At 68.5% G+C, this 18,734-nt stretch carries 21 protein-coding genes; 10 read left to right on the plus strand and 11 right to left on the minus strand.

All coding sequences use genetic code 11. From position 1 onward, the window contains the following. Window positions 1–9 precede the first annotated feature (9 nt). On the plus strand, window positions 10–483 hold the full coding sequence (locus tag AU194_RS18845) for a GreA/GreB family elongation factor (protein WP_059090773.1): 474 nt from the start codon (window positions 10–12) through the stop codon (window positions 481–483). Window positions 484–910: 427 nt separating this feature from the next. On the opposite strand, the gene AU194_RS32255 is transcribed toward AU194_RS18845, so the two are convergent. Beyond that, window positions 911–1,129, minus strand: a complete 219-nt coding sequence (locus AU194_RS32255; RefSeq protein ID WP_059090774.1) for a hypothetical protein — start codon at window positions 1,127–1,129, stop codon at window positions 911–913. Beyond that, the gene (locus tag AU194_RS18855; protein ID WP_059090775.1) at window positions 1,110–2,375 is read right to left on the minus strand and encodes a multidrug effflux MFS transporter; all 1,266 of its coding nucleotides are present in this window, start codon (window positions 2,373–2,375) and stop codon (window positions 1,110–1,112) included. Before AU194_RS18855 ends, AU194_RS32255 begins: the two co-directional genes overlap by 20 nt. Before the next feature lie 87 nt (window positions 2,376–2,462). On the opposite strand from AU194_RS18855, the gene AU194_RS18860 reads away from it, so the two are divergent. After that, the gene (locus tag AU194_RS18860) at window positions 2,463–2,936 is read left to right on the plus strand and encodes a MarR family winged helix-turn-helix transcriptional regulator (protein ID WP_059090776.1); all 474 of its coding nucleotides are present in this window, start codon (window positions 2,463–2,465) and stop codon (window positions 2,934–2,936) included. Here AU194_RS18860 and AU194_RS18865 read toward each other — a convergent pair. Continuing rightward, window positions 2,933–3,916, minus strand: coding sequence for an NAD-dependent epimerase/dehydratase family protein (locus AU194_RS18865; RefSeq protein WP_059090777.1), 984 nt, complete (start codon window positions 3,914–3,916; stop codon window positions 2,933–2,935). The two genes, AU194_RS18860 and AU194_RS18865, sit on opposite strands and share 4 nt — an antisense overlap. 131 nt (window positions 3,917–4,047) lie before the next feature. Between AU194_RS18865 and AU194_RS18870 the strand changes: the two genes are divergently transcribed. From AU194_RS18870 to AU194_RS18880, 3 genes are read left to right on the plus strand one after another with little or no spacing between them, the layout of a single operon-like run. Next, a complete protein-coding gene (locus AU194_RS18870) occupies window positions 4,048–4,230 on the plus strand; it encodes a hypothetical protein (RefSeq protein ID WP_059090778.1) in 183 nt (60 codons plus the stop codon). Between the two features lie 9 nt (window positions 4,231–4,239). Beyond that, a complete protein-coding gene (locus AU194_RS18875; RefSeq protein ID WP_059090779.1) occupies window positions 4,240–5,451 on the plus strand; it encodes a cupin domain-containing protein in 1,212 nt (403 codons plus the stop codon). Beyond that, window positions 5,448–6,335: a sucrase ferredoxin gene (locus AU194_RS18880; protein ID WP_059090780.1), complete on the plus strand. Its 888-nt coding sequence runs from the start codon at window positions 5,448–5,450 to the stop codon at window positions 6,333–6,335. The genes AU194_RS18875 and AU194_RS18880 overlap by 4 nt, the downstream gene beginning before the upstream one ends. On the opposite strand, the gene AU194_RS18885 is transcribed toward AU194_RS18880, so the two are convergent. Further along, entirely contained in the window at window positions 6,307–6,810 is a 504-nt protein-coding gene (locus AU194_RS18885) for a DUF302 domain-containing protein (RefSeq protein WP_059090781.1), read from the minus strand. The two genes, AU194_RS18880 and AU194_RS18885, sit on opposite strands and share 29 nt — an antisense overlap. Window positions 6,811–6,883: 73 nt before the next feature. Next, window positions 6,884–7,834 carry an NmrA family NAD(P)-binding protein gene (locus tag AU194_RS18890; protein ID WP_059090808.1) on the minus strand — a complete coding sequence of 317 codons (951 nt, stop codon included), beginning with the start codon at window positions 7,832–7,834 and terminating at the stop codon, window positions 6,884–6,886. Between the two features lie 143 nt (window positions 7,835–7,977). Here AU194_RS18890 and AU194_RS18895 point away from each other — a divergent pair, with 143 nt between their 5' ends. Beyond that, complete coding sequence (locus AU194_RS18895) at window positions 7,978–8,556, plus strand: TetR/AcrR family transcriptional regulator (RefSeq protein ID WP_059090782.1); 579 nt, start codon at window positions 7,978–7,980, stop codon at window positions 8,554–8,556. On the opposite strand, the gene AU194_RS18900 is transcribed toward AU194_RS18895, so the two are convergent. The 6 genes from AU194_RS18900 to AU194_RS18925 are packed head-to-tail and all read right to left on the minus strand — an operon-like array spanning window position 8,553 to window position 15,637. Next, a complete protein-coding gene (locus AU194_RS18900; RefSeq protein WP_059090783.1) occupies window positions 8,553–9,929 on the minus strand; it encodes an MFS transporter in 1,377 nt (458 codons plus the stop codon). The genes AU194_RS18895 and AU194_RS18900 overlap by 4 nt on opposite strands. A gap of 57 nt (window positions 9,930–9,986) precedes the next feature. Continuing rightward, the gene (locus AU194_RS18905) at window positions 9,987–11,003 is read right to left on the minus strand and encodes an ABC transporter ATP-binding protein (RefSeq protein ID WP_059090784.1); all 1,017 of its coding nucleotides are present in this window, start codon (window positions 11,001–11,003) and stop codon (window positions 9,987–9,989) included. After that, window positions 10,990–11,988: an ABC transporter ATP-binding protein gene (locus AU194_RS18910; protein WP_059090785.1), complete on the minus strand. Its 999-nt coding sequence runs from the start codon at window positions 11,986–11,988 to the stop codon at window positions 10,990–10,992. The genes AU194_RS18905 and AU194_RS18910 overlap by 14 nt, the downstream gene beginning before the upstream one ends. Continuing rightward, window positions 11,985–12,947, minus strand: a complete 963-nt coding sequence (locus AU194_RS18915; RefSeq protein WP_059090786.1) for an ABC transporter permease — start codon at window positions 12,945–12,947, stop codon at window positions 11,985–11,987. The genes AU194_RS18910 and AU194_RS18915 overlap by 4 nt, the downstream gene beginning before the upstream one ends. Window positions 12,948–12,953: 6 nt before the next feature. Next, the gene (locus AU194_RS18920) at window positions 12,954–13,991 is read right to left on the minus strand and encodes an ABC transporter permease (protein ID WP_059090787.1); all 1,038 of its coding nucleotides are present in this window, start codon (window positions 13,989–13,991) and stop codon (window positions 12,954–12,956) included. After that, window positions 13,991–15,637, minus strand: a complete 1,647-nt coding sequence (locus tag AU194_RS18925; protein WP_059090788.1) for an ABC transporter substrate-binding protein — start codon at window positions 15,635–15,637, stop codon at window positions 13,991–13,993. The genes AU194_RS18920 and AU194_RS18925 overlap by 1 nt, the downstream gene beginning before the upstream one ends. 369 nt (window positions 15,638–16,006) lie before the next feature. Here AU194_RS18925 and AU194_RS18930 point away from each other — a divergent pair, with 369 nt between their 5' ends. The 4 genes from AU194_RS18930 to AU194_RS18945 all read left to right on the plus strand — a co-directional run bounded on the left by AU194_RS18930 (window position 16,007) and on the right by AU194_RS18945 (window position 18,732). After that, on the plus strand, window positions 16,007–16,846 hold the full coding sequence (locus AU194_RS18930) for a nitrile hydratase subunit beta (RefSeq protein ID WP_059090789.1): 840 nt from the start codon (window positions 16,007–16,009) through the stop codon (window positions 16,844–16,846). 72 nt (window positions 16,847–16,918) lie between these two features. Then, window positions 16,919–17,581, plus strand: coding sequence for a thiocyanate hydrolase subunit gamma (gene scnC / locus AU194_RS18935; protein ID WP_231743475.1), 663 nt, complete (start codon window positions 16,919–16,921; stop codon window positions 17,579–17,581). 64 nt (window positions 17,582–17,645) lie between these two features. After that, the gene (locus AU194_RS18940) at window positions 17,646–17,930 is read left to right on the plus strand and encodes a thiocyanate hydrolase (RefSeq protein ID WP_231743476.1); all 285 of its coding nucleotides are present in this window, start codon (window positions 17,646–17,648) and stop codon (window positions 17,928–17,930) included. Between the two features lie 25 nt (window positions 17,931–17,955). After that, window positions 17,956–18,732, plus strand: a complete 777-nt coding sequence (locus AU194_RS18945) for a DUF6498-containing protein (protein ID WP_059090792.1) — start codon at window positions 17,956–17,958, stop codon at window positions 18,730–18,732. Window positions 18,733–18,734 lie beyond the last annotated feature (2 nt).

Consider the following 18,734-nt stretch of genomic DNA (forward strand, 5'->3'; position numbering starts at 1 on the left):
GGAGGAGTCATGACGACAGCACACAAACCCGCACAACGGTTCTGGATGACCCCGGTCGCCTATGCGCGGCTGCAGGACGAACTGACCGAGCTGCGGCGGCTCATCGCGACCGAGGCCGCCGACGACAGTCAGGAGAACACCGTCGCGGTGCAGCGCGCGCGGCAGACGCGGATCCAGCAGATCCACGACCTGCTGCTCAACGCCGTCGTCGGGGAGGATCCGCCGGACGACGGTGTCGCGGAACCGGGCATGGTGTTGACCGTCCGGTTCGACGAGACCGGCGACCAGGAGACGTTCCTGCTGGGTGTGCGCGGCGCGGAGTACGGCGACCTCGAGGTGTACTCGGTGAACTCGCCGCTGGGTGAGGCGCTGATCGGGGCGAGGCCCGGTGAGCGGAGGACCTACGAGGTGCCGAGCGGGCAGTCGATCCCGGTGACGCTGCTCAAGGCCGTGCCGTTCGGGATGCATCAGCCGCGAAACTGACTCACGCGTGGCTGCGCGGCGTTCGCCGAGTTCTACCTCATGGTCGTCCGGTCACCGGATTGGCAACCCTGGTGTAGAACTCGGCGCGTAAGCGAGAGAACGCGAACAAGTCCTCGCCCGCGGCGCGCCCCGGCCTTCGCGAAACTGAACTGACGCAGCAAAAGTGCGAGAACGGCCCTGCACCAGTTCAGTCTCACGCGCGGCAGCGCGGTCGGATAGGTACCCCGTCCCGCGACGCTATGCGCCCGCCCTACACCAGGGTTGTGAATCGAGCCGTGGGTCCGCAGATCACAGCCCTGGTGTAGGTCCGGCGCCCAAGCGGCAAATCCGAATAGGTCACCAGGCCGCGGTGCGCCCCGGTATCGCGAAGCTGAACTGGCGCAGCGCAAATGCGAGAACACCCCTGCGCCAGTTCGTTCTCACGCGCCTAGAACCCCGCCAACTCCAGATCCCGCAACGGCGCATCAGCGGCCGCGCGGATCTCCACCGCCAGCAGCGCACCGCATCCCGGGCACGCGTACCCGTCGGCCCGCAGATCCGCATGCAACCGCACCTTGGGACCCAGCTTCTCCGCGCTCAACTCGGTGTGGGCTGGCAGGTCGAGCGCGAGGTACTGCTCGAATCGCTCACCGATTCGTGGTGTCACCTGTTGACGCAGTGACCAACTCGTCCTCGTGCTCGTCGGCGAACGGGATGTGTCCGCGGGTCAGCACGAACAGCGCCAGGGCGGCCAGCGCCGCGGCGCCGAACATCACCACGCCCATCGGCAGCGCGCTGGCCTGTCCGAGCAGGCCGACCAGGGGCGGGGTCACCGCACCCATGCCGTACTGGAGGAAGCCGAGGACGGCCGAGCCGGTGCCCGCGGCGTGGGGCACCTCGCTCAGCGCCAGTGCGGTGGCGTTGGCGTAGACGAAGCCGATGCTGCCCATGAAGCCGGCCATCAACCCGATCGTCGCCCACCCGACCACGTGCCCGACGGTGACGGTGAACAGCATCAGCGCGGTGACCACCAGCATCGCCGAGACCCCGCCGATCAGCACCCGGCGGGGCGGCAGCGTGCGCACCAGCCGCGCCGAGATCATGCTGCCCGCACCGACGGCCAGCGCACACGACCCGAACGTCACCGAGTACGCCGCGGGCGAGAAGCCCAGGATGTTCTGCACCACGAACGGTGACGCCGCGATGTAGCCGAACATCGCCGCCGCGGCGAACGCCATCACCAGGGTGTAGCCGAGGTAGAACCGGTTGGTCAGCACCGTGCGCGCACTGGTGCCCAGCGCCTTGAGCCCGCCGGGGCGCCGCAGTTCCTCGGGCAGCGACTCCTGCACGGCCAGCAGCACACCGAGCAGGGTCAGCACGTTGAGGACCGCGAGCGCGAAGAACACCGCACGCCAACCGAATCCGGTGACGATCACGCCGCCGAGGATGGGCGCGGTGATCGGTGCCAGCACGCCGATCAGCATCATGACCGCGAACAACCGCGCCGCCCGCGATCCGCGGGAGCGGTCGGCGATCACCGCGCGTGAGATCACCACACCGGCCGCCCCGCAGAAGCCCTGCGCGAACCGCAGGGCGATGAGCAGTGCGACCGACGGCGCCAACGCACAGGCCACACTGACCGCGACGCACGCCACGGTGCCGATGATCAGCGGTCCGCGCCGGCCGTAGCGGTCCGACAACGTCCCGATGATCAGCTGTCCGACCGCCAACCCGATCAGGAACGTGGTCAGCGAGAGCTGGATCGTCGACGGGGAGACGCCGAACTCCGACGCCATCTCCGGGAACGCCGACAGGTACATGTCGATCGAGAACGGGGTCACCGCGTTGAGCAGGGCGAGGACGGCGATCAGCGCCGCCGCCGGCGCACCGGACGCCGAGGCGATTCGGGACATGTGAGACCTTTCCGTGTGCACGGCGCAGCGCACGGCACTAGATCTGAAACGATACGTATTTCTAGATATGTATGTCAAAATAGCTACATGACTCTCGTGAGCGAACCGGCCGCGGGCCACCGCGCGCTGGCCCTCGCGCTGCAGGATCTGTCATGGCGGATCGCGAAGTTCGGCCCCGCCAAGGTGGGCCTGGAACCGCTGCCCGCCTCGGAGCTGACGGTGCTGCGGGCAGTGATGGAGAGCCCGGGCCGCAGTGTGTCGGCGGTCGCCGCGGCGACCGACATGCAGTCGAGCAACGTCAGCACCGCGGTGCGCGCCCTGATCGACCGCGGTCTGCTCGCCAAACACGCCGACCCCGACGACCGTCGGGTGTCGCTGCTGGAACCGACGCCGCGCGCACTCGCCGAACGTGACGCCATCGAGGACGCCGTCGCGCACTGGGTGTCGACGGCCTTGGACGACCTGTCCGCTGCCGACGTCGACGCGTTGGTCGCGGCGACCCCTGCCATCCGAGCCCTGACGACCCGGGTCGCGTCCTCGCAGACCGGGCGGGGAGTCTAGGCGGCGGTCGCCGGCGCGAACGACGCGATGATCGCCTCGGTCGGCGAGCGCCAGGTCATACCGAAGTCGGCCAGCGTGGCCGAATCGTCGGTCGGGGTCGCCGCGGTGAGCAGCAGCGCCGCCTCGTAGGAGAGCCCGTCACCGAGCGGCACGATGCCGGCCAGGGTGTCGCCGATACGGCTCATCCCGCGGAACGTCCGCTGACTCAACGGGATTCGCCGGATGCGCCGCCCGCAGCCCTGTTCGAGTGCGTCGATCATCCCGTCGAAGGTGATCAGCTCGCCGCCGCAGACGTAGCGGTGCGGACCGCGGCCGGGCGTCATGGCCGCCGCGTGGACGGCCGCGACGTCGCGCACGTCGATCATCTGCATCCCGCCGCGCAGCCGCGGCGCCAACCCGAAGCGGACGATCGGCGCCCAGCCCCGTTCGGTGACACCGGGCGCGGTGTGAAAGGCCGGCCCGACGACGCTCGACGGGTAGGTCACCACCACGGGCGCGCCGTCGGCCTGCAGGCGCCGCGCGACCCGGTCGGCGTAACCCTTGGTCTTCGCGTAGGCGCTGCGGCCGTTGGCCGGCGGGGTGTCCGGTCCGATGATCCCGTCCGGCGGCGGGAACAACGAGCTGTAGCTGCTCACCGACACCACCGGGTCGAGACCGGCGCGCACCGCCTGGGTGAGCACGGCCTCGGTGGCGTACGCGTTGACCTCCCACATCAGCGCCGCGCGCCGGTTGTCGGTGCCGACCACCCCGGCGCCGTGGAGCACTGCGTCACAGCCGTCGAGCAACCGGGTGATCGTCATCGCGTCCCGGATGTCGCCGGTCAGCACGTCGACGCCGCCGAGTTCGGCGAACCGGTCGAGCACCGGCGCACCCTCCGCGTCGGGGCCGACCAGCAACCGCACCTGGTGTCCGTCCGCCAGCAGCGCGCGCACGCAATGCGCTCCCACATACCCGGTTCCACCGGTGACGCCGATCAGCATCCGATTACGGTACCAATGGCCTCGTTATTAGGGTGTGCCCCCGTCGTTTCACGGGTCTTGTGCGGGGCAACTCTGCGGTGGCAGCGTGCGTTTACGCAGCCCGGCACGCTGCGCCCACAGAAAGGAAGACCATGGCGCTCAACGACGACGACATCACCACCACCCCCGGAGGCGGCGAAGGCACGGCCGACGGCGGCTCGAACCCCGAAGGTCACGACGGCGGAGCCGACGGCACCGCGGATGCCGGCGAGGGCACGGCCGACGGCGGCTCGAACCCCGAGGGCCACGACGGCGGGGCCGACGGCACTGCCTGAGCGATCGACATGCTGAGCCGCTGCATCGCCACCGACCCGCACACGTTCGCCACCGAACACTGGGGTCGACGACCGCTGCTCAGCCGTTCCGATGCGCTGCCCCGCGACTTCGGGGATCTGCTGTCGTCCGACATGGTCGACGAGTTGATCGCCGAACGCGGGGTACGTGCACCGTTCATCCGGCTGGCCAAGGAGGGTGACGTCCTCGCGAAGGACTGCTACCTCGGGCCGGCCGGATTCGGCGCGGAGATGCCCGATCAAGTGGACTCCGCGAAGGTGCTCGCCCAGTTCGCGGCGGGCGCGACGATCGTGTTGCAGGGTCTGCACCGGCTGTGGCCGCCGGTGATCGACTTCGTCCGCGCGCTCGTCGACGATCTCGGCCATCCCGTGCAGGCGAACGCCTACATCACCCCATCGAGCAACCGCGGCTTCGATCCGCACTACGACGTGCACGACGTCTTCGTGCTGCAGACCGCTGGCACCAAACGCTGGGTCGTACACGCCCCGGTGTTCGAGCATCCGCTGCCGTCGCAGCCGTGGACGCAGCACCGCGAGGCGATCGCGGCGCGGGCGGCCGACGAGCCGGTGATCGACACCATGCTGACCCCCGGCGACGCCCTCTACCTGCCGCGCGGCTGGGTGCACTCCGCCCGTGCCCTCGACGACACGTCGATCCACCTGACCGTCGGGGTGTCCGCGGTGACCGGCGTCGACGTGGCGCGTGCGGTGGTGGACGCGCTGGCCGACCACGAGGCGTTCCGGGCGTCGCTGCCGATGGGCGGCCATCCCGACTATCCGGATGAGATCATCGCGACGGTGACCAAGGTGATGGCGCAACTGGTGGAGACCATGCGCGACGACGCGACCGCGCTCGGCGGTGCCGCCGCCGAACGGTTGACCCGCAGGCACGCCGACCGCACCCGCCCGGTGGCCGTCCGCCCGCTGGCCACCCTCGACGCCGCCGCGCACGCCGACACCGTCGCGGTGCGGTGGCGGCATGGGCTCGTCGCGACCGTCGACACCTCCGGTGACCGTGTCGCGCTGCGGCTGCCCGACCGCGTCATCACGTTCCCCGCCTCCTGCGCACCGGCGGTGCTGGCGCTGAGCCGCGGAGCCGTCGTGGACGCGGCCGGCCTGCCCGGCCTCGACCGCGCCGACGGCGCGGTGCTGATCCGCCGGCTCCTGCGCGAGGCGGTCGTCACGCCCTCGCCGGCCGAATGAGTTTCGGTAAACGCACCCCGTGCAGCGATCAGTCGCTGCGCCGCGCCGACCCGATGTACGGCACCGCATCTGCGGGATCGGCGTGGGTGCTGCTCGAATTGTCCGGCGGCTGGGGCCCTTCGGCGTTCCTGCAGTCGCCCGCCATCCTCGATCCGGAGCTCGGGCGGGCGATCGTGCGGCGCGTCGAGGGGGCCAAGATGCGGATCGCCGCGATCCGCCGCCACGGCCGCAGGCCCGCGGCGCCTCGGTGGCGCTGGTTCATCGCGCACTCCGGCGTCGGCGGGGAAGCGCTCTACGGCGGGGAGGTCGACGGGCCGCAGGGCTACCTCGGCCTCGCGCTCGACGGCTCCGACGGCACGCTGCTCACCGACCCCCTCGTCGCGGTGTGCGCGCACGGTAAGCACGATCAGTGCTGTGCGGTCCGTGGGCGCGGCGCCGCCGCCGCGATCAGCGCCGCGTATCCCGAGATCGCCTGGGAATGTTCACATCTCGGTGGCGACCGGTTCGCGGCGACGATGCTCGTGCTGCCCGAAGGACTGTGCTACGGGCGGGTGGACCAGACCGATGCGGCCGAACTCGTCCGCCGGTACCTCGACGGGCGGCTGGATCACCGCTACCTGCGCGGGCGCACGTCACTGCCCCATGCGGTCCAGGCCGCCCAGCACTTCGCCCGGGAGAAGTACGGCGACGACCGCATCGCGGGTCTGACCCCGCTGACCGTCGAGCACACCGATCACCGCCACCGGGTGGTGCTCGACGGGGAGCACGGCCCGGTCGAGGTGGTGCTCGAGGAGGGGTGGTCCGAGCCGCTGCTGTCGCAGTGTCATGCGAAAGTGCCTGGGCGGGTGCGGATCTTCAATCTGGTGTCGCTGGCACCGGCCTGACGAGCCGGTCGGTCAGCGTCGCGAGCAGCGCGTCGAGGTGCCGCCCGACCTCGGTGATCCGCGGGTCGCCGAGGCTACCGAACTGCAGGCTGGGCTGGTCGACGGCGAACCGGGTGACGCCGTCGCGGTCCTCGAAGAGCAGGGTGCGCAGCGGGGCGTACATCATCGCCGCCGGATCGTGCCGGAACATCGTCTCGGCGATGGTGTGGTTACCCATCAGGTACTGAGTGGCCCGCCAGCGCGACGGCGAGCCGGCCATGACGGCAGTGACGTCACCGGTGTAGTAGCGCAGGAAGCTCAGCGGTGCCTGGACTTTCGCGACCGACAACACCTCGTCCCAGGATCCGGCGCGCGCGAAGGCCGCTGCGTCCACAGCCGGCACCAGATGTTCGTAACGGGCCCGCGCCGCGTCGTAGGGGTCCGGGAGTGCGACGACGATGCGCCGCGCCCGGTAGTCGACGGTCTGCTCGGTCATCGGTGCTTGAGAGGTCGACGATGAGCAGGGTGCTGCGCGCGGTCGTGAGTCAGGGTGGCGTCCTGGGTCATGGTCACTCCCCCGCTCCGGCCATGGCGTGGCCGCCGACGTGTTCGAAGGCCTCCCGGTTGGCGGCGATGTAGTCGCGCAGGCCGACGGGTTCGCGGCCGATCAGCTCGCGCAGTGTCGCCGCGTCGGCGGGTATCACACGACCGCTCTGCGCGATCGCCGCGCCGACTGCGGAAATGTGTTGCGCCATCACGGTATTCACCACGTCGGCGCCGTCGACCTCGGCCAGCGCCAACAGGTCGGCGCGCCACTGCTCCTCGGTGAGCGGCGTGAACCGCACGGGCGTGCCGAGGACGTCGGACATCAGCTCCGCTATGTCGGCGTGGCTGAACCGTTCGGAGCCCCGCGGGTACGTCACGGGTCCGGTGAAGCGCTCAGGGTGCAGCAGGGCCGCCACGGCCAGGTCGGCGGCGTCGATACCGCCGATCCACGCGACCTCACTGTCGCCGAAGGAGTTGCCGAACGCGCCGTCGCGCCGGATCGACGGGCCGTGCAGGACCGAGAGGTTCTCGTGGAACACGGCCGCGACCCGCAGGATCAGCAGATCCAGCCCGGCCCAGGTCATCACCTCCTCGGCGAGCCACTGGGCGCGGCCGAGGCCGCTGGGATGTGCCGGATTGGCCGGGCCCATGGACATCACGACCGTGCGCGGGTTGCGGCCGACCTCGCGCACCGCGGACGCGTAGGTGGCGGCCGCGGGCACCACACCCGCGGCGATCGGATAGGTGAAGTACGCGAGGTCGACGCCGTCGAGCGCTTCGACCAGGCTGCCGCGGTCGAACAGGTCGCCGCGCACCACCTCGGCGCCCAGTTCGGTGAGGCGATCGGTGCGCTCGGTGAGCGTGCGCGCCAGCACCCGCACCGCGCGTCCCTCCTCGCGCAGCCGCCTCACCAGATGCTCGCCGGTGTTGCCGTGCCTGCCGGTGGCGCCGATGACCAGGATCGGATCCGTCACATGTGTCTCCTCGATGCGCTGATGTGTCCCGAACGTACCTCCGGTTCCGACCAAAGTAAACAGATCGGTATGCTTTGAATGCACGAGTGTTTCCAACCAACATGGTCATTGCTGCCAGGTAGACCGACCGGTATCCTGCGGGGATGGCTGGAGTGGTAGCGGCGCCGGTGGAGCGGCGCGGACGCGGGGCGCGCGAGCGCATCATGCGTGCCGCGTCGAAACTGTTCTACCGCCGCGGTATCCACGCCACCGGCGTCGACCTGCTCACCCAGGAGGCGCAGGTCTCCAAACGCACGTTCTACCAACACTTCCCGAGCAAGACCGAACTGGTCGAGACCTATCTGCGGGAGATCGACGCGGGCGGCGGGTCACCGCCGGAGCGGCGACTCGACGAGGCCGGCCTCGGCCCCCGCGAACGGCTGCTGGCGATCTTCGACGCCGCGGCGGTCGAGCGCTACCGCGGCTGCCCGTTCCACAACGCGGCGGTGGAGTCGGCCGGGCTGCTCGACGGCGTCGACGACATCGTGCGCGACCACAAGCGCCGGTTCGGCGAGCGACTGGCCGCGGTGGCCGCCGAAGCCGGCGCGCGGGACCCCTATCTCCTCGCTCAGCAGCTGCTGGTGCTGTTCGAGGGCGCCACCGCGCTGGCCACGTCGATGAACGACACCGCGCCGATCGCACACGCCCGCACGGCCGCCGCCCAGTTGATCGACGGCGCCTAACGGCCGGCCCGGGCGGGCACCTCCCACGCGTTGCCCTGCTCGCGGTCCAGGTGCGTAATGGCCTTGTTCTTCAGCGCGAAGATGTACACCAGCAGGCTCACCCCGATCACCACGGTGACGTAGACGATGAACAGCCCGATGCGGTCGGCGGATTTCGCGCCCTGGTAGAGCAGCGGTGCCGTGCCGCCGAACGCCGAGTTCGCCAGCGCGTACCCCAGTCCCACGCCGAGGGCGCGGATGTCGGCGGGGAACAGTTCGGCCTTCACGATCGCGTTGACCGAGGTGTATCCGGTGAGGATCACGTAGCCGACGGCGGTGAGCGCGAACGCCAGCAGCGGTGAGGTGGCCTGCGGCAGGTACGTCACCAGCACGTAGGTGTAGAACAGGCCGCCCGTTCCGAAGCAGACCAGCAGCACCTTGCGCCCGACCTTGTCGCTGAGCAGGCCGCCGAGCGGCTGCAGGCACATCAGGAAGATCAACCCCAGCAGGTTGATCCACGTCCCGGTCAGCGCCTGATCCTTCCCGAAGGTGGACTTGACGATCGCGGGCGCGTTGATCGTGTACGTGTAGAACGCGACCGTGCCGCCCGCGGTGATCAGGAAGCACAGCAGCAGCGGACGCCAGTGCGTGGTGAACAGCGCCTTGAGCGATCCGGCCTCGCGGTCCTTGCCCTCGCGGATCGCCTCGAGGTGCGCATCGCTGAGCGATTCGTCCATCGAGCGCCGCATCCACAGCACCACCAGGGCCGCGATACCGCCGATGAAGAAGCCGATCCGCCAACCCCATTCGGTGACCGCGTCGACGTCGAGCACCGTCAGCGCGATCAGCAGCGTGAACTGCGCCAGTACGTGTCCGCCGATGAGCGTGACGTACTGGAACGACGACAGGAAGCCGCGCCGGTGCCGGGTGGCGGCCTCGGACATGTACGTGGCCGAGGTGCCGTACTCGCCGCCGGTCGCGAAGCCCTGCAGGAGCCGGGCCCCGATCAGGATGACCGCCGCCCAGTAACCGATGACCTCCCTGGTGGGCATCACCGCGACCACGAACGAACAGGTCGACATCACCGTGATGCTGACCATCAGCGCGGTCTTGCGGCCGCGGCGGTCGGCGAACCGGCCGAAGAACCACGAACCCACCGGCCGCATCACGAACGTGACCGCGAAGATCGCGTAGATGTACAGGGTCGAGTTCTCGTCGTCCTGGTCGAAGAACTGCGCCTCGAAGTACGTCGCGAAAACCGTGTAGACGTACACGTCGTACCACTCGACGAGGTTGCCCGCCGACCCCCGGATCGTGTTGAGCACCGCCCGCCGGGTGCTCGTCGGGGCGCGGGTCGGGCCGGACGGATTCGACAGCGTCTCCCCTTCGCTCATCCGGGGAACGATACGGCGTTCCCCGCCGGCCACGACAGGGCTTGGACCAAGTTGGCGTCAGGTCGGTGTCAGCGCGGTGGCCGCGTCGACGTTGCGCGGGTGGTGGCATGCGGCGAGGTGCGCGGGGCGGTGGTCGACCAGCGCGGGTTCGTCGACGCGGCATTCGGCGGTGGCGTACGGGCACCGAGTGTGGAAGTGGCATCCGGGCGGCGGATCGCTCGGGCTCGGCACATCGCCCTCGAGCACGATGCGCTCACGGGCGGCGTTGCGGCGCGGATCCGGGATCGGCACCGCCGAGAGCAACGCAGTCGAATACGGGTGCACCGGTGCGCGATACAACTCGTCGGCGGTGGCGGTCTCCACGATCTTGCCCAGGTACATGACCGCCACCCGGTCCGAGACGTGGCGCACCACCCCCAGGTCGTGGGCGACGAACAGGTAGGAGAGCCGGAACTCGTCCTGAAGGTCCCTCAGCAGGTTGACGATCTGGGCCTGCACGGACACGTCGAGCGCCGACACCGGCTCGTCGGCGATGATCAGCCGGGGTTGCAGCGCCAGCGCCCTGGCGATACCGATGCGCTGCCGCTGGCCGCCGGAGAATTCGTGCGGATAACGGTTGTAGTGCTCGGGGCGCAGGCCCACGCGGTCCAGCAGCTCCTGCACTCGGCGCTTCACGTCGCCCCCGGTGGCCAGACCGTGCAGCTCCATCGGGTCGCCGACGATCTGCCCGACCCGCTTGCGCGGGTTCAGCGAGGCGTAGGGGTCCTGGAAGATCATCTGGATGTGTCGCCGGACCGGGCGCAGCTGGCGCGCCGACTTGCCGACGAGTTCCTCGCCGGCGAAGCGCACTGAACCCGACGTCGGGGTGAGCAACTGCAGGATGACCCGGCACAGCGTCGACTTGCCACAGCCGGATTCGCCGACCAGCCCCAGCGTCTCGCCCTCGTCGAGGTGCAGGCTCACCCCGTCGACGGCGCGGACCCGGGCCACCTCGCGGTCGATCACCACCCCGGATCTCACGGGGAAGTGTTTGACCAGATCGGTCACCTCCAGCAGCGGTTCAGCTCCGCTCACGGTTCACCTCCCGCTTCTTCGCCGGTTCCAGCCAACACCGGTCGAGGTGGTTCCCACCGACGCGGGCCTGAAGTGGCGGCATCTCGTCGCACGTGTCGAACCGGTGTGGACACCGCGCCGCGAATCGGCAGCCCGCCGGCGGATCCAGCAGTGACGGAGGGGATCCGGTGATCTGGTTGAGCCGGTCGGCACGGGGCTGATCCAGCCGGGCCAGCGATCCGAGCAGGCCCGCGGTGTAGGGATGCTGCGGATCGTAGAAGATGTCGTCGACCGTCCCGTCCTCCACGATCTGCCCCGCGTACATCACCACCACGCGGTCGGCCACCTCGGCGACCACCCCGAGGTCGTGGGTGATCAGCACGACGGCGAGATTGCGTTCGGCGTTGAGCTTTTCGATCAACCGCAGGATCTGCGCCTGCACGGTGACGTCGAGCGCGGTGGTGGGCTCGTCGGCGATCAGCAGCTCCGGCTCCAGCGCCAGTGCCATCGCGATCATCACCCGCTGGCGCATGCCGCCGGAGAACTCGTGCGGATAGTTGCGGACGCGGCGCTCCGGGTTCGGGATCCCGACGGTGCGCAGGAGTTCGACAGCGCGGGCGTGGGCGTCGGCCCTGGAGATCGTGCGGTGTGCCCGCATCATCTCCACGATCTGGTCGCCGACGCGGTACACCGGGTTCAGCGACGACATCGGGTCCTGGAAGATCATCGCGATCTGGTCCCCGCGGACGGAACGCAGACCTTCGTCGTCGAGTTCGGTCAGGTCGCGGTCCTCGAACTCGACCGAACCCTCGATCACGGAGTTCGTCGAGCGGGTCAGCCCGATGATGGTCTGCGCCGTCACGCTTTTGCCGCACCCCGATTCACCGACGATGGCCAGGATCTCGCCCGGCGCGAGGCCGAACGACACCCCGTCGACGGCTTTGACCACGCCGTCGTCCGTGGCGAAACGGACCCGAAGGTCGTTCACCGACAACAGTTGACTCATGCGGGGGCCGCCTCTCCCAGTCGGATCCGCGGGTCGAGATACGCGTAGAGGATGTCGACGATCGTGTTGAAAAGCACGATGAAGAACGCTCCGAACATCACCACTCCCATCAGCGGCGGCAGGTCCAGACTGCTGATGGCCCGACCGGCGTACAGCCCGACCCCGTTGATGTTGAACACGGTCTCGGTGAGGATGGCGCCGCCGCCGACGACGGCGCCGAAGTCCAACCCGAACAGCGTGACGATCGGGATCATCGAGTTACGCAGCACATGTCGGGTACGTACCTGCCGCTCACTGACCCCTTTCGCGCGGGCGGTGCGCACATAGTCCTCGTTCATCACGTCGAGCATGTTCGAGCGCAGCACCCGGCTGTAGAACCCGACGAAGAGGACGGCCAGCGTCAGCCACGGCAGGATCAGGTGCGTCGCCCACCGCAGCGGATCCTCGGTGAGCGGGATGTAGCTGCTCGTGGGGAACAGCTCGACCTTGAATGTGAAGAAATACAGCAGTATCGCTGCGAGCCAGAAGACCGGCATCGAGATGCCGACCAGCGCAAGGATGGTCAGCGCACGGTCGGTGAACCTACCGGCGTGGATGGCGCTGAAATAACCGAATACGACCGCGAGCACCATCCACAGCACCGCCGCCCCGACGGTGAGCGACAGCGTGGCGGGCAGACCGCGCCAGATCTGCTCGGTGACGTTCTGCGAGCTGGCATATGAGGTGAGCTGTCCGGTGAAGATCTTCCTCATCAGCGTCAGGTACTGCACCGGAAGGGGTTGGTCCAGGCCGAGATCGGCGCTGACCCGCGCGATCAGGTCGGGGTTGGCGTTCTTCCCCGCGATCCTGACGGCTGGATTGGAGTTGGGGATCACGTTGAAGATGAAGAACACGATCACCGAGATGGCGAACAGGACGGCCACCATGCCGGTGACCCGTCGGGCGATGAAACGGACCATATCGGCTCAGTGCTCCAACCGGATCTTGGCCCGCGGATCGAGCGCGTCCCGGAGACCGTCACCGAACACGTTGAGCGACAACACCGTCAACACGATCATCAGGCCGGGGACAATGGTCAGGTGCGGGGCGGTGTAGATCGTCTGGTATCCGTCGGCGATCATCGTGCCCCACGACGCGCTGGGCGGCCGCACACCGGCACCCAGGAAGGACAGCGCCGACTCCAACAGCATGTTGTTGGCGATGTTCAGCGTGAAGAACACGATGATCGTCGACACCACGTTGGGCAGGAGTTCGGCGCGCATGATCCGGAACGCGCCCATCCCCTGAGCCACAGCGGCTTCCACGAACTCCTTCTGACGCAGTGCGAGGATCTCGCCGCGGATCGGCCGGGCCATGTACGGCACGTACACCAGACCGATGATGAGGATCGGGATCCACACCGAGTCGCCGGCGAGGGTCACGACCCCGAGGCTCAGACCCCCGACGGCCAGCGCCGTGCCCAGCGCGATACCCAACAACAGCACGGGAAATGCCCACACCACGTCCATCACCCGGGACAGCACCGCGTCGACCCAGCCGCGGTAGTACCCGCACAGCAGGCCCACCGCGACCGCGACGACCGTGGTGATCGCCGCGGCCACCACGCCGATGAATATCGATGTGCGGCCGCCGTAGAGCAGACGCACCATCACGTCGCGGCCGTTCTGATCGGCACCGAGCAGGTACTGACCGCGCAGCCCCGGGCCCAGCGGCGTCCCGTCGGGCGAGACGATGTCGACCTCCGCACCGTCGATGGTGATGGTGTCGGTGATGTGGTTGGCGTCCGGTGTGGTGTGGGCGACGTGGTCGGCCCACAGCGGCGCCGCGAGGCACAGCACCACGATGGCGATGAACAGGACGCCGAACGCGAGGGCGACCTTGTTGCGCCGCATGCGGAGTGCGGCCAGATACCAGGGGCTGCGACCCTGGATCCGGGCAGCGGGCACGCCGGTGGGAAGCGTCGGTTCGTCCGGCGCTTCCACCTCGGTGAAGGGGGCAGCCATTACTTCAGTGCGAACGAGCTGAAGTCCTGGTTGAACAGCAGATGGCGATAGCTCTTGTCGAAGTCCATCCGCTCGGACAGGAACGTGGTGAATTCCTCGTTGCCGTAGGGCGCCCATGCCGCGCGCTCCATGTACGCCTTGTCGAGCGCCGCGTACTCCTCCTTGACGCCCGGATCCTCCAACCGCTTGGTGCGCAGCTCGTTCATCTTGGCGTCGAGGTCGGCGAAGTCGGCGCGGGAGTAGTTGTTTCCGTTGGTGGGCAGGATGCTCGCCCCGTTGAGCAGCGGCCGGAAGAAGTCGTCCGGATGCGGGAAGTCCTGGAACCAGTCGGCGAAACCGGTGTCGAGATCCGGGGTGGACTGGTTGCCGATCGTGGTCCAGTACACGTCACCGGCGATGACCTTCAGGGTGGCGTTGAAGCCGAGCTGGGTGAGCACATCGTGGTAGTACTCGCCGATCCGCTTGCGGTCGGGTTCGTCGTCGGTCCACACGGTGATGTCCCGGTCGGTCGGATTGGCTTCGGCGATCAGCTGTTTGGCCTTGTCGAGGTCGGGTCCCGGATACAGCTTGTACTCCTCGTATCCCGGCATGCCCGGCGGGAGGATCTGCTGGGTGGGGTGCAGCCGTCCGCCGAATACCCGGTTTAGGGCCTCGGGGTCGATCGCGTAATTGACCGCCTGGCGCACCTTCACGTCGTTGAACGGGGCGACCTGGTTGTTCATCCAGAAGTAGTAGGTGTTGATCGACTCCTCCATCCGGAAGCGGTCGCCGTAGCGCGATTTCACCTCCGCGAGGCGGTCGGCGTCCGGGGGATCGGACATGTAGTCGACGCGGTTCTGCTCGATGTCGGTCACCTGAGCGGTGTTGCTCTTGTTCTGCGTGATCGTGATCTTGTCGACGTTCGCATCGGCGACCTCGTCGGCCCCGGCGTCCTTGACCGTCTGGAACTGCGGGTTGCGCTCCATCGTCAGGGTCTGCGGCGCCTGGACGGCGGAGATCATGAACGGGCCGCTGGCCGGCGGCGGGTTGTTGGTCGCGTCCTTGTCCAGCGGCGTGGTCGGCGGGACCGGCGCGGCGAACGGCAGGCCGAGCACGTTCTCGAAGGTGCCGTTGGGCTCGGACAGCGTGATGGTGATGGCGCCGGTGGCGTCGTCGGTGACGATGCCGCTGATGGTGTCGGCGGTGCCGTCGGCATACTCGGCGGTTCCGACGATGGGTTCGTAGAAGACCGAGCCGCCGGAGTTCGCCTTGAACAGCCGCTGGATGGCGAAGGTGAAGTCGGACGCCTTGATGGGAGTGCCGTCGGAGTACTTCATGTCCGGCCGCAGCGTGAGCGTGTAGGTCTTGCCGTCGGGCGAGACCTGCGGCATGTCCTTGGCGAGGCCGGGGACGACCTGGGTGCCGTCGGCGCCCTTGGCGTGCTTGTAGGTCAGCAGCGGGACGTAGACGTTGTACAGCGTCTCCCAGCCCTCGACCGTGTACGAGAGCTGCGGATCGACGTAGTCGGGGAACGAGGTCATGGTGACCGAGATGTCACCGCCACCCGCAGCCCCACCCCCGCCGCTCCCACTGTCGCCGCCTCCGCAGGCCGTCACCGCCGATGCCGCCAGTACGGCGACGGCGACCATCTTCACGAGCTTGCCCATATCGCTCCCGTTTTTTCGTTTACGAACTTTTTCCGAGCTGACGAGCATCTTGCGGGAAAAAGAACGGTTGGCAAGTCGAGTTTCACAGGAAGTTCGCAGGCTCGCCGTTTCAGCAAGCCCCTCATGACCGCAGGGCGGGGAACGGGCTCGAAAACCGCCGCCTCGTCACGAACATGGGCGACTTGCGTAACGCCGTGGCGGTTCTGGGCCCCGAATTCCGCCGTGGCGTCACGCAGATCCGCGTGAACCGTTAGGGCGGCGAACGAATCTCGGCAAACGCGCTGCGACCGCCGTGACTTTGGCCCAGAATCACAACCTGACGGCCCGGCCGCGTCGCCGGATCGGTATCCGCGCCACGAGGGAGCACCCGTGAGTACAGCCGCTGAACGCGCCGCGCAGTTGGATCTCGTCGCCCGGCTCAAGTCGGCGTATCCGGAACTCCCGGACGCGCCCACCCCCGATCTGCTCGACCACGGCCGGATCACGGCCTACCTCAAACCGGTGCACGACGTCGGTGGCGAACCCGACGCACCGATGAAGTTCGAGAACAAGCAGTACGAGCAGTGGGAGGAAGCTACCTACGTCATCTGCGAGGTGCTGGCCTGGCGGGGCATCTGGCTGTCGGAGGAACGGCGGCGGATCGGCAACGTCGACGTCGGCCGGGCGCAATATCTGGGCCTGCCGTACTACGGCCGCTGGCTGCTCGCGGTGGCCCGGGTGCTGGTGGAGAAACACCACATCGGGTTGACCGAACTGACCGAGCGCATGGCCGAGGTGAAGGCGCGCTACGCCGGCGGGCTCGACGGCCGCAAACTCGAGGCGCAGCCGAAGTTCGAGGGCGACGGGTCCGAGGTCGCCCGCAACGAACACCACCGGCACGCGGTGGGCAAGGGCGATCCGCAGGTCTACGCCGGCCAGGCGGGCGCGCCGAAGTTCGCCGTCGGCGACCCGGTCCGGGTCCGGGAGTTGCCGGTGCTCTTTTACACCCGCACCCCGGAGTACACCCGCGGCGCGACCGGCGTCATCGCGACCGTGGCCTACGAGAGCCCGGCCGCCGAGGACGAGACGTGGGACCGCCCCGACGCGACGCCCGAATGGTTCTACGTCGTGCGGTTCAATCAGTCCGAACTCTGGCACGGCTACACCGGCACCGCCACCGACACCCTGCAGACCGAACTGCCCGAGCGCTGGCTCGAACCGGCCAACTGAAATCCCGAGCAGACGAAGGACATCCGCGTGAGCCACGACCACGATCACGACCACGACCGGACCGTCAAACCGATGGTCGACGAGATCACCGACTTCGAGGTCCTCGAAATCGCCCTGCGCGAACTGTGCATCGAGAAGGGCATCTTCACCGCCGAGGAGCACCGCCGCTTCACCGAGTTCGCCGAACAGATCGGACCGACCCCGGCGGCGACCCTGGTGGCACGCGCGTGGGTGGACCCGGACTTCAAGGAGCTCGCGCTGCGGGAGCCGATGACGGCCAGCAAGGAGGTCGGCGTCGACTGGATGGAGCCGACCGGCTTCGGCACCCCGAGCGACTTCACCGCCTTCGAGATCCTCGCCGACACACCGACACTGCACCACGTGATCGTCTGCGCGCTGTGCTCCTGCTATCCACGGCCGATCCTCGGCAACTCACCGGAGTGGTACCGCACCCCCAACTACCGCAGGCGGCTGGTCCGTTGGCCGCGTCAGGTGCTCGCCGAATTCGGCCTTTACCTGCCCGACGACGTCGAGGTCCGGGTGCAGGACTCCAACCAGAAGCACCGATTCATGGTCATGCCCATGCGGCCCGACGGCACCGAGGACTGGACCGAAGAGCAGCTGGCCGAGATCATCACCCGCGACTGCCTCATCGGCGTGGCGCTGCCCAAACCCGGCGTGACCACCAACGTCATCGTCGACACCCGCCCCGCCGTCCACCCGATCGGCGACTGACGTGAGCCAGAGCCCGATCGAGACCCTGGCCCACATCGTCGACCGCGGGCAGGTGTGGCCGCGGATGGCCGCCAAGTACGGCGTCGAGAATCCGGTGCCGCCGTGGAAGACCAGCCTCGACGGCCTGTGCGACGCCCTCGACCACGGCGCCTGCGCGAATGCGGCGATCCCGACCTTCAAGGAGCGCCGGGATGAGGAGGACGCACTGTCCGCGACCGTCTACGCCGACCTGCCCTACCCCGAGAATCAGCTGGTGGCGCTGGCGCATTCGCTGCTCGTCCGGGGCGTGATCGACGAAACCGAACTGCGCCAACGCCTCACCGACATCCGCGCCCGCCTCGAAGCGTGACCTCACAGGCTCCCTCGACCCCCGCGTGATCCGTTTCGTCCACCTGCTGACCCTGCTCGGGGTCACCGCCGTGCCGGTCGCCGGGTGGTTCGGCGCGGACTGGTCGGGTGGGACGACGCTGGCTGTCTACTGGTTCGAGAACGTCGCGACGTGCGCGTTCATCGCACTCCGGATCATTCTGCACCGCAGGTGGAGTCCGCGGCACGGCCACTTCCGGTACCAGGCGCCGAGTTCGGACCGGCGCGCCGAACGCGGCTCGTTCCTCGGCGGCTTCGTGCTCGTCGCGTTCGCATTCACCGCCGCCCACGGGGTGTTCCTGGGGGTCGTCCTCTTCCTCCTGAACCACAACCATCGCGGCGCGTTCGCCGCCGTCGATTGGCGCAGTGTGGGGTTCGGATGTGTCGGGGTGGTCATCCTGCTCGCCGTCGACTTCCTCGTGGGGTTGCCCGGCCTGCGCCGGATGACGTTCCTCCAACTCGAGCGCGGTGCCGACTACGGACTGGGCCGCGTCATCGTCGTCCATTTCACCTTGATCTTCGGCATGTTCGCGGTCGCGGCGACCGGGGCGCCGTCGGCGTTCTTCAGCGTGTTCGTCGTCCTCAAGACGCTCTTCACGCTGAGCACCGCGTTGCCGCAGTGGGAGCCCGAGGTGGCGCCGCGCTGGTTCAGCCGCCTGTTGAACCGGGTTCCCAACGTGCAGAAAGGACGTAGCTTCGAGGAGTTCTGGGCCGCCGACCGGGCAGCCGAACGCAAGCGCCGAGAGCGCAACGAGCAGCCGTGGAGTGCCGGCCGGCGCCGGTAAGG

This window comes from Mycobacterium sp. GA-2829 (assembly GCF_001499965.1).
GTDB lineage: Bacteria > Actinomycetota > Actinomycetes > Mycobacteriales > Mycobacteriaceae > Mycobacterium.

Bases quoted from the DNA above. Each gene is read 5' to 3' on its own strand.
- AU194_RS18880 (WP_059090780.1), top strand. From the start codon at position 5,448: ATGAGTTTCGGTAAACGCACCCCGTGCAGCGATCAGTCGCTGCGCCGC.
- AU194_RS18940 (WP_231743476.1), top strand. From the start codon at position 17,646: ATGGCCGCCAAGTACGGCGTCGAGAATCCGGTGCCGCCGTGGAAGACC.
- AU194_RS18915 (WP_059090786.1), bottom strand. From the start codon at position 12,947: ATGGTCCGTTTCATCGCCCGACGGGTCACCGGCATGGTGGCCGTCCTG.
- AU194_RS18870 (WP_059090778.1), top strand. From the start codon at position 4,048: ATGGCGCTCAACGACGACGACATCACCACCACCCCCGGAGGCGGCGAA.
- AU194_RS18865 (WP_059090777.1), bottom strand. From the start codon at position 3,916: ATGCTGATCGGCGTCACCGGTGGAACCGGGTATGTGGGAGCGCATTGC.
- scnC (WP_231743475.1), top strand. From the start codon at position 16,919: ATGGTCGACGAGATCACCGACTTCGAGGTCCTCGAAATCGCCCTGCGC.
- AU194_RS18910 (WP_059090785.1), bottom strand. From the start codon at position 11,988: ATGAGTCAACTGTTGTCGGTGAACGACCTTCGGGTCCGTTTCGCCACG.
- AU194_RS18845 (WP_059090773.1), top strand. From the start codon at position 10: ATGACGACAGCACACAAACCCGCACAACGGTTCTGGATGACCCCGGTC.
- AU194_RS18855 (WP_059090775.1), bottom strand. From the start codon at position 2,375: ATGTCCCGAATCGCCTCGGCGTCCGGTGCGCCGGCGGCGGCGCTGATC.
- AU194_RS18860 (WP_059090776.1), top strand. From the start codon at position 2,463: ATGACTCTCGTGAGCGAACCGGCCGCGGGCCACCGCGCGCTGGCCCTC.
- AU194_RS18920 (WP_059090787.1), bottom strand. From the start codon at position 13,991: ATGGCTGCCCCCTTCACCGAGGTGGAAGCGCCGGACGAACCGACGCTT.
- AU194_RS18895 (WP_059090782.1), top strand. From the start codon at position 7,978: ATGGCTGGAGTGGTAGCGGCGCCGGTGGAGCGGCGCGGACGCGGGGCG.
- AU194_RS18875 (WP_059090779.1), top strand. From the start codon at position 4,240: ATGCTGAGCCGCTGCATCGCCACCGACCCGCACACGTTCGCCACCGAA.
- AU194_RS18900 (WP_059090783.1), bottom strand. From the start codon at position 9,929: ATGAGCGAAGGGGAGACGCTGTCGAATCCGTCCGGCCCGACCCGCGCC.
- AU194_RS18925 (WP_059090788.1), bottom strand. From the start codon at position 15,637: ATGGGCAAGCTCGTGAAGATGGTCGCCGTCGCCGTACTGGCGGCATCG.
- AU194_RS18885 (WP_059090781.1), bottom strand. From the start codon at position 6,810: ATGACCGAGCAGACCGTCGACTACCGGGCGCGGCGCATCGTCGTCGCA.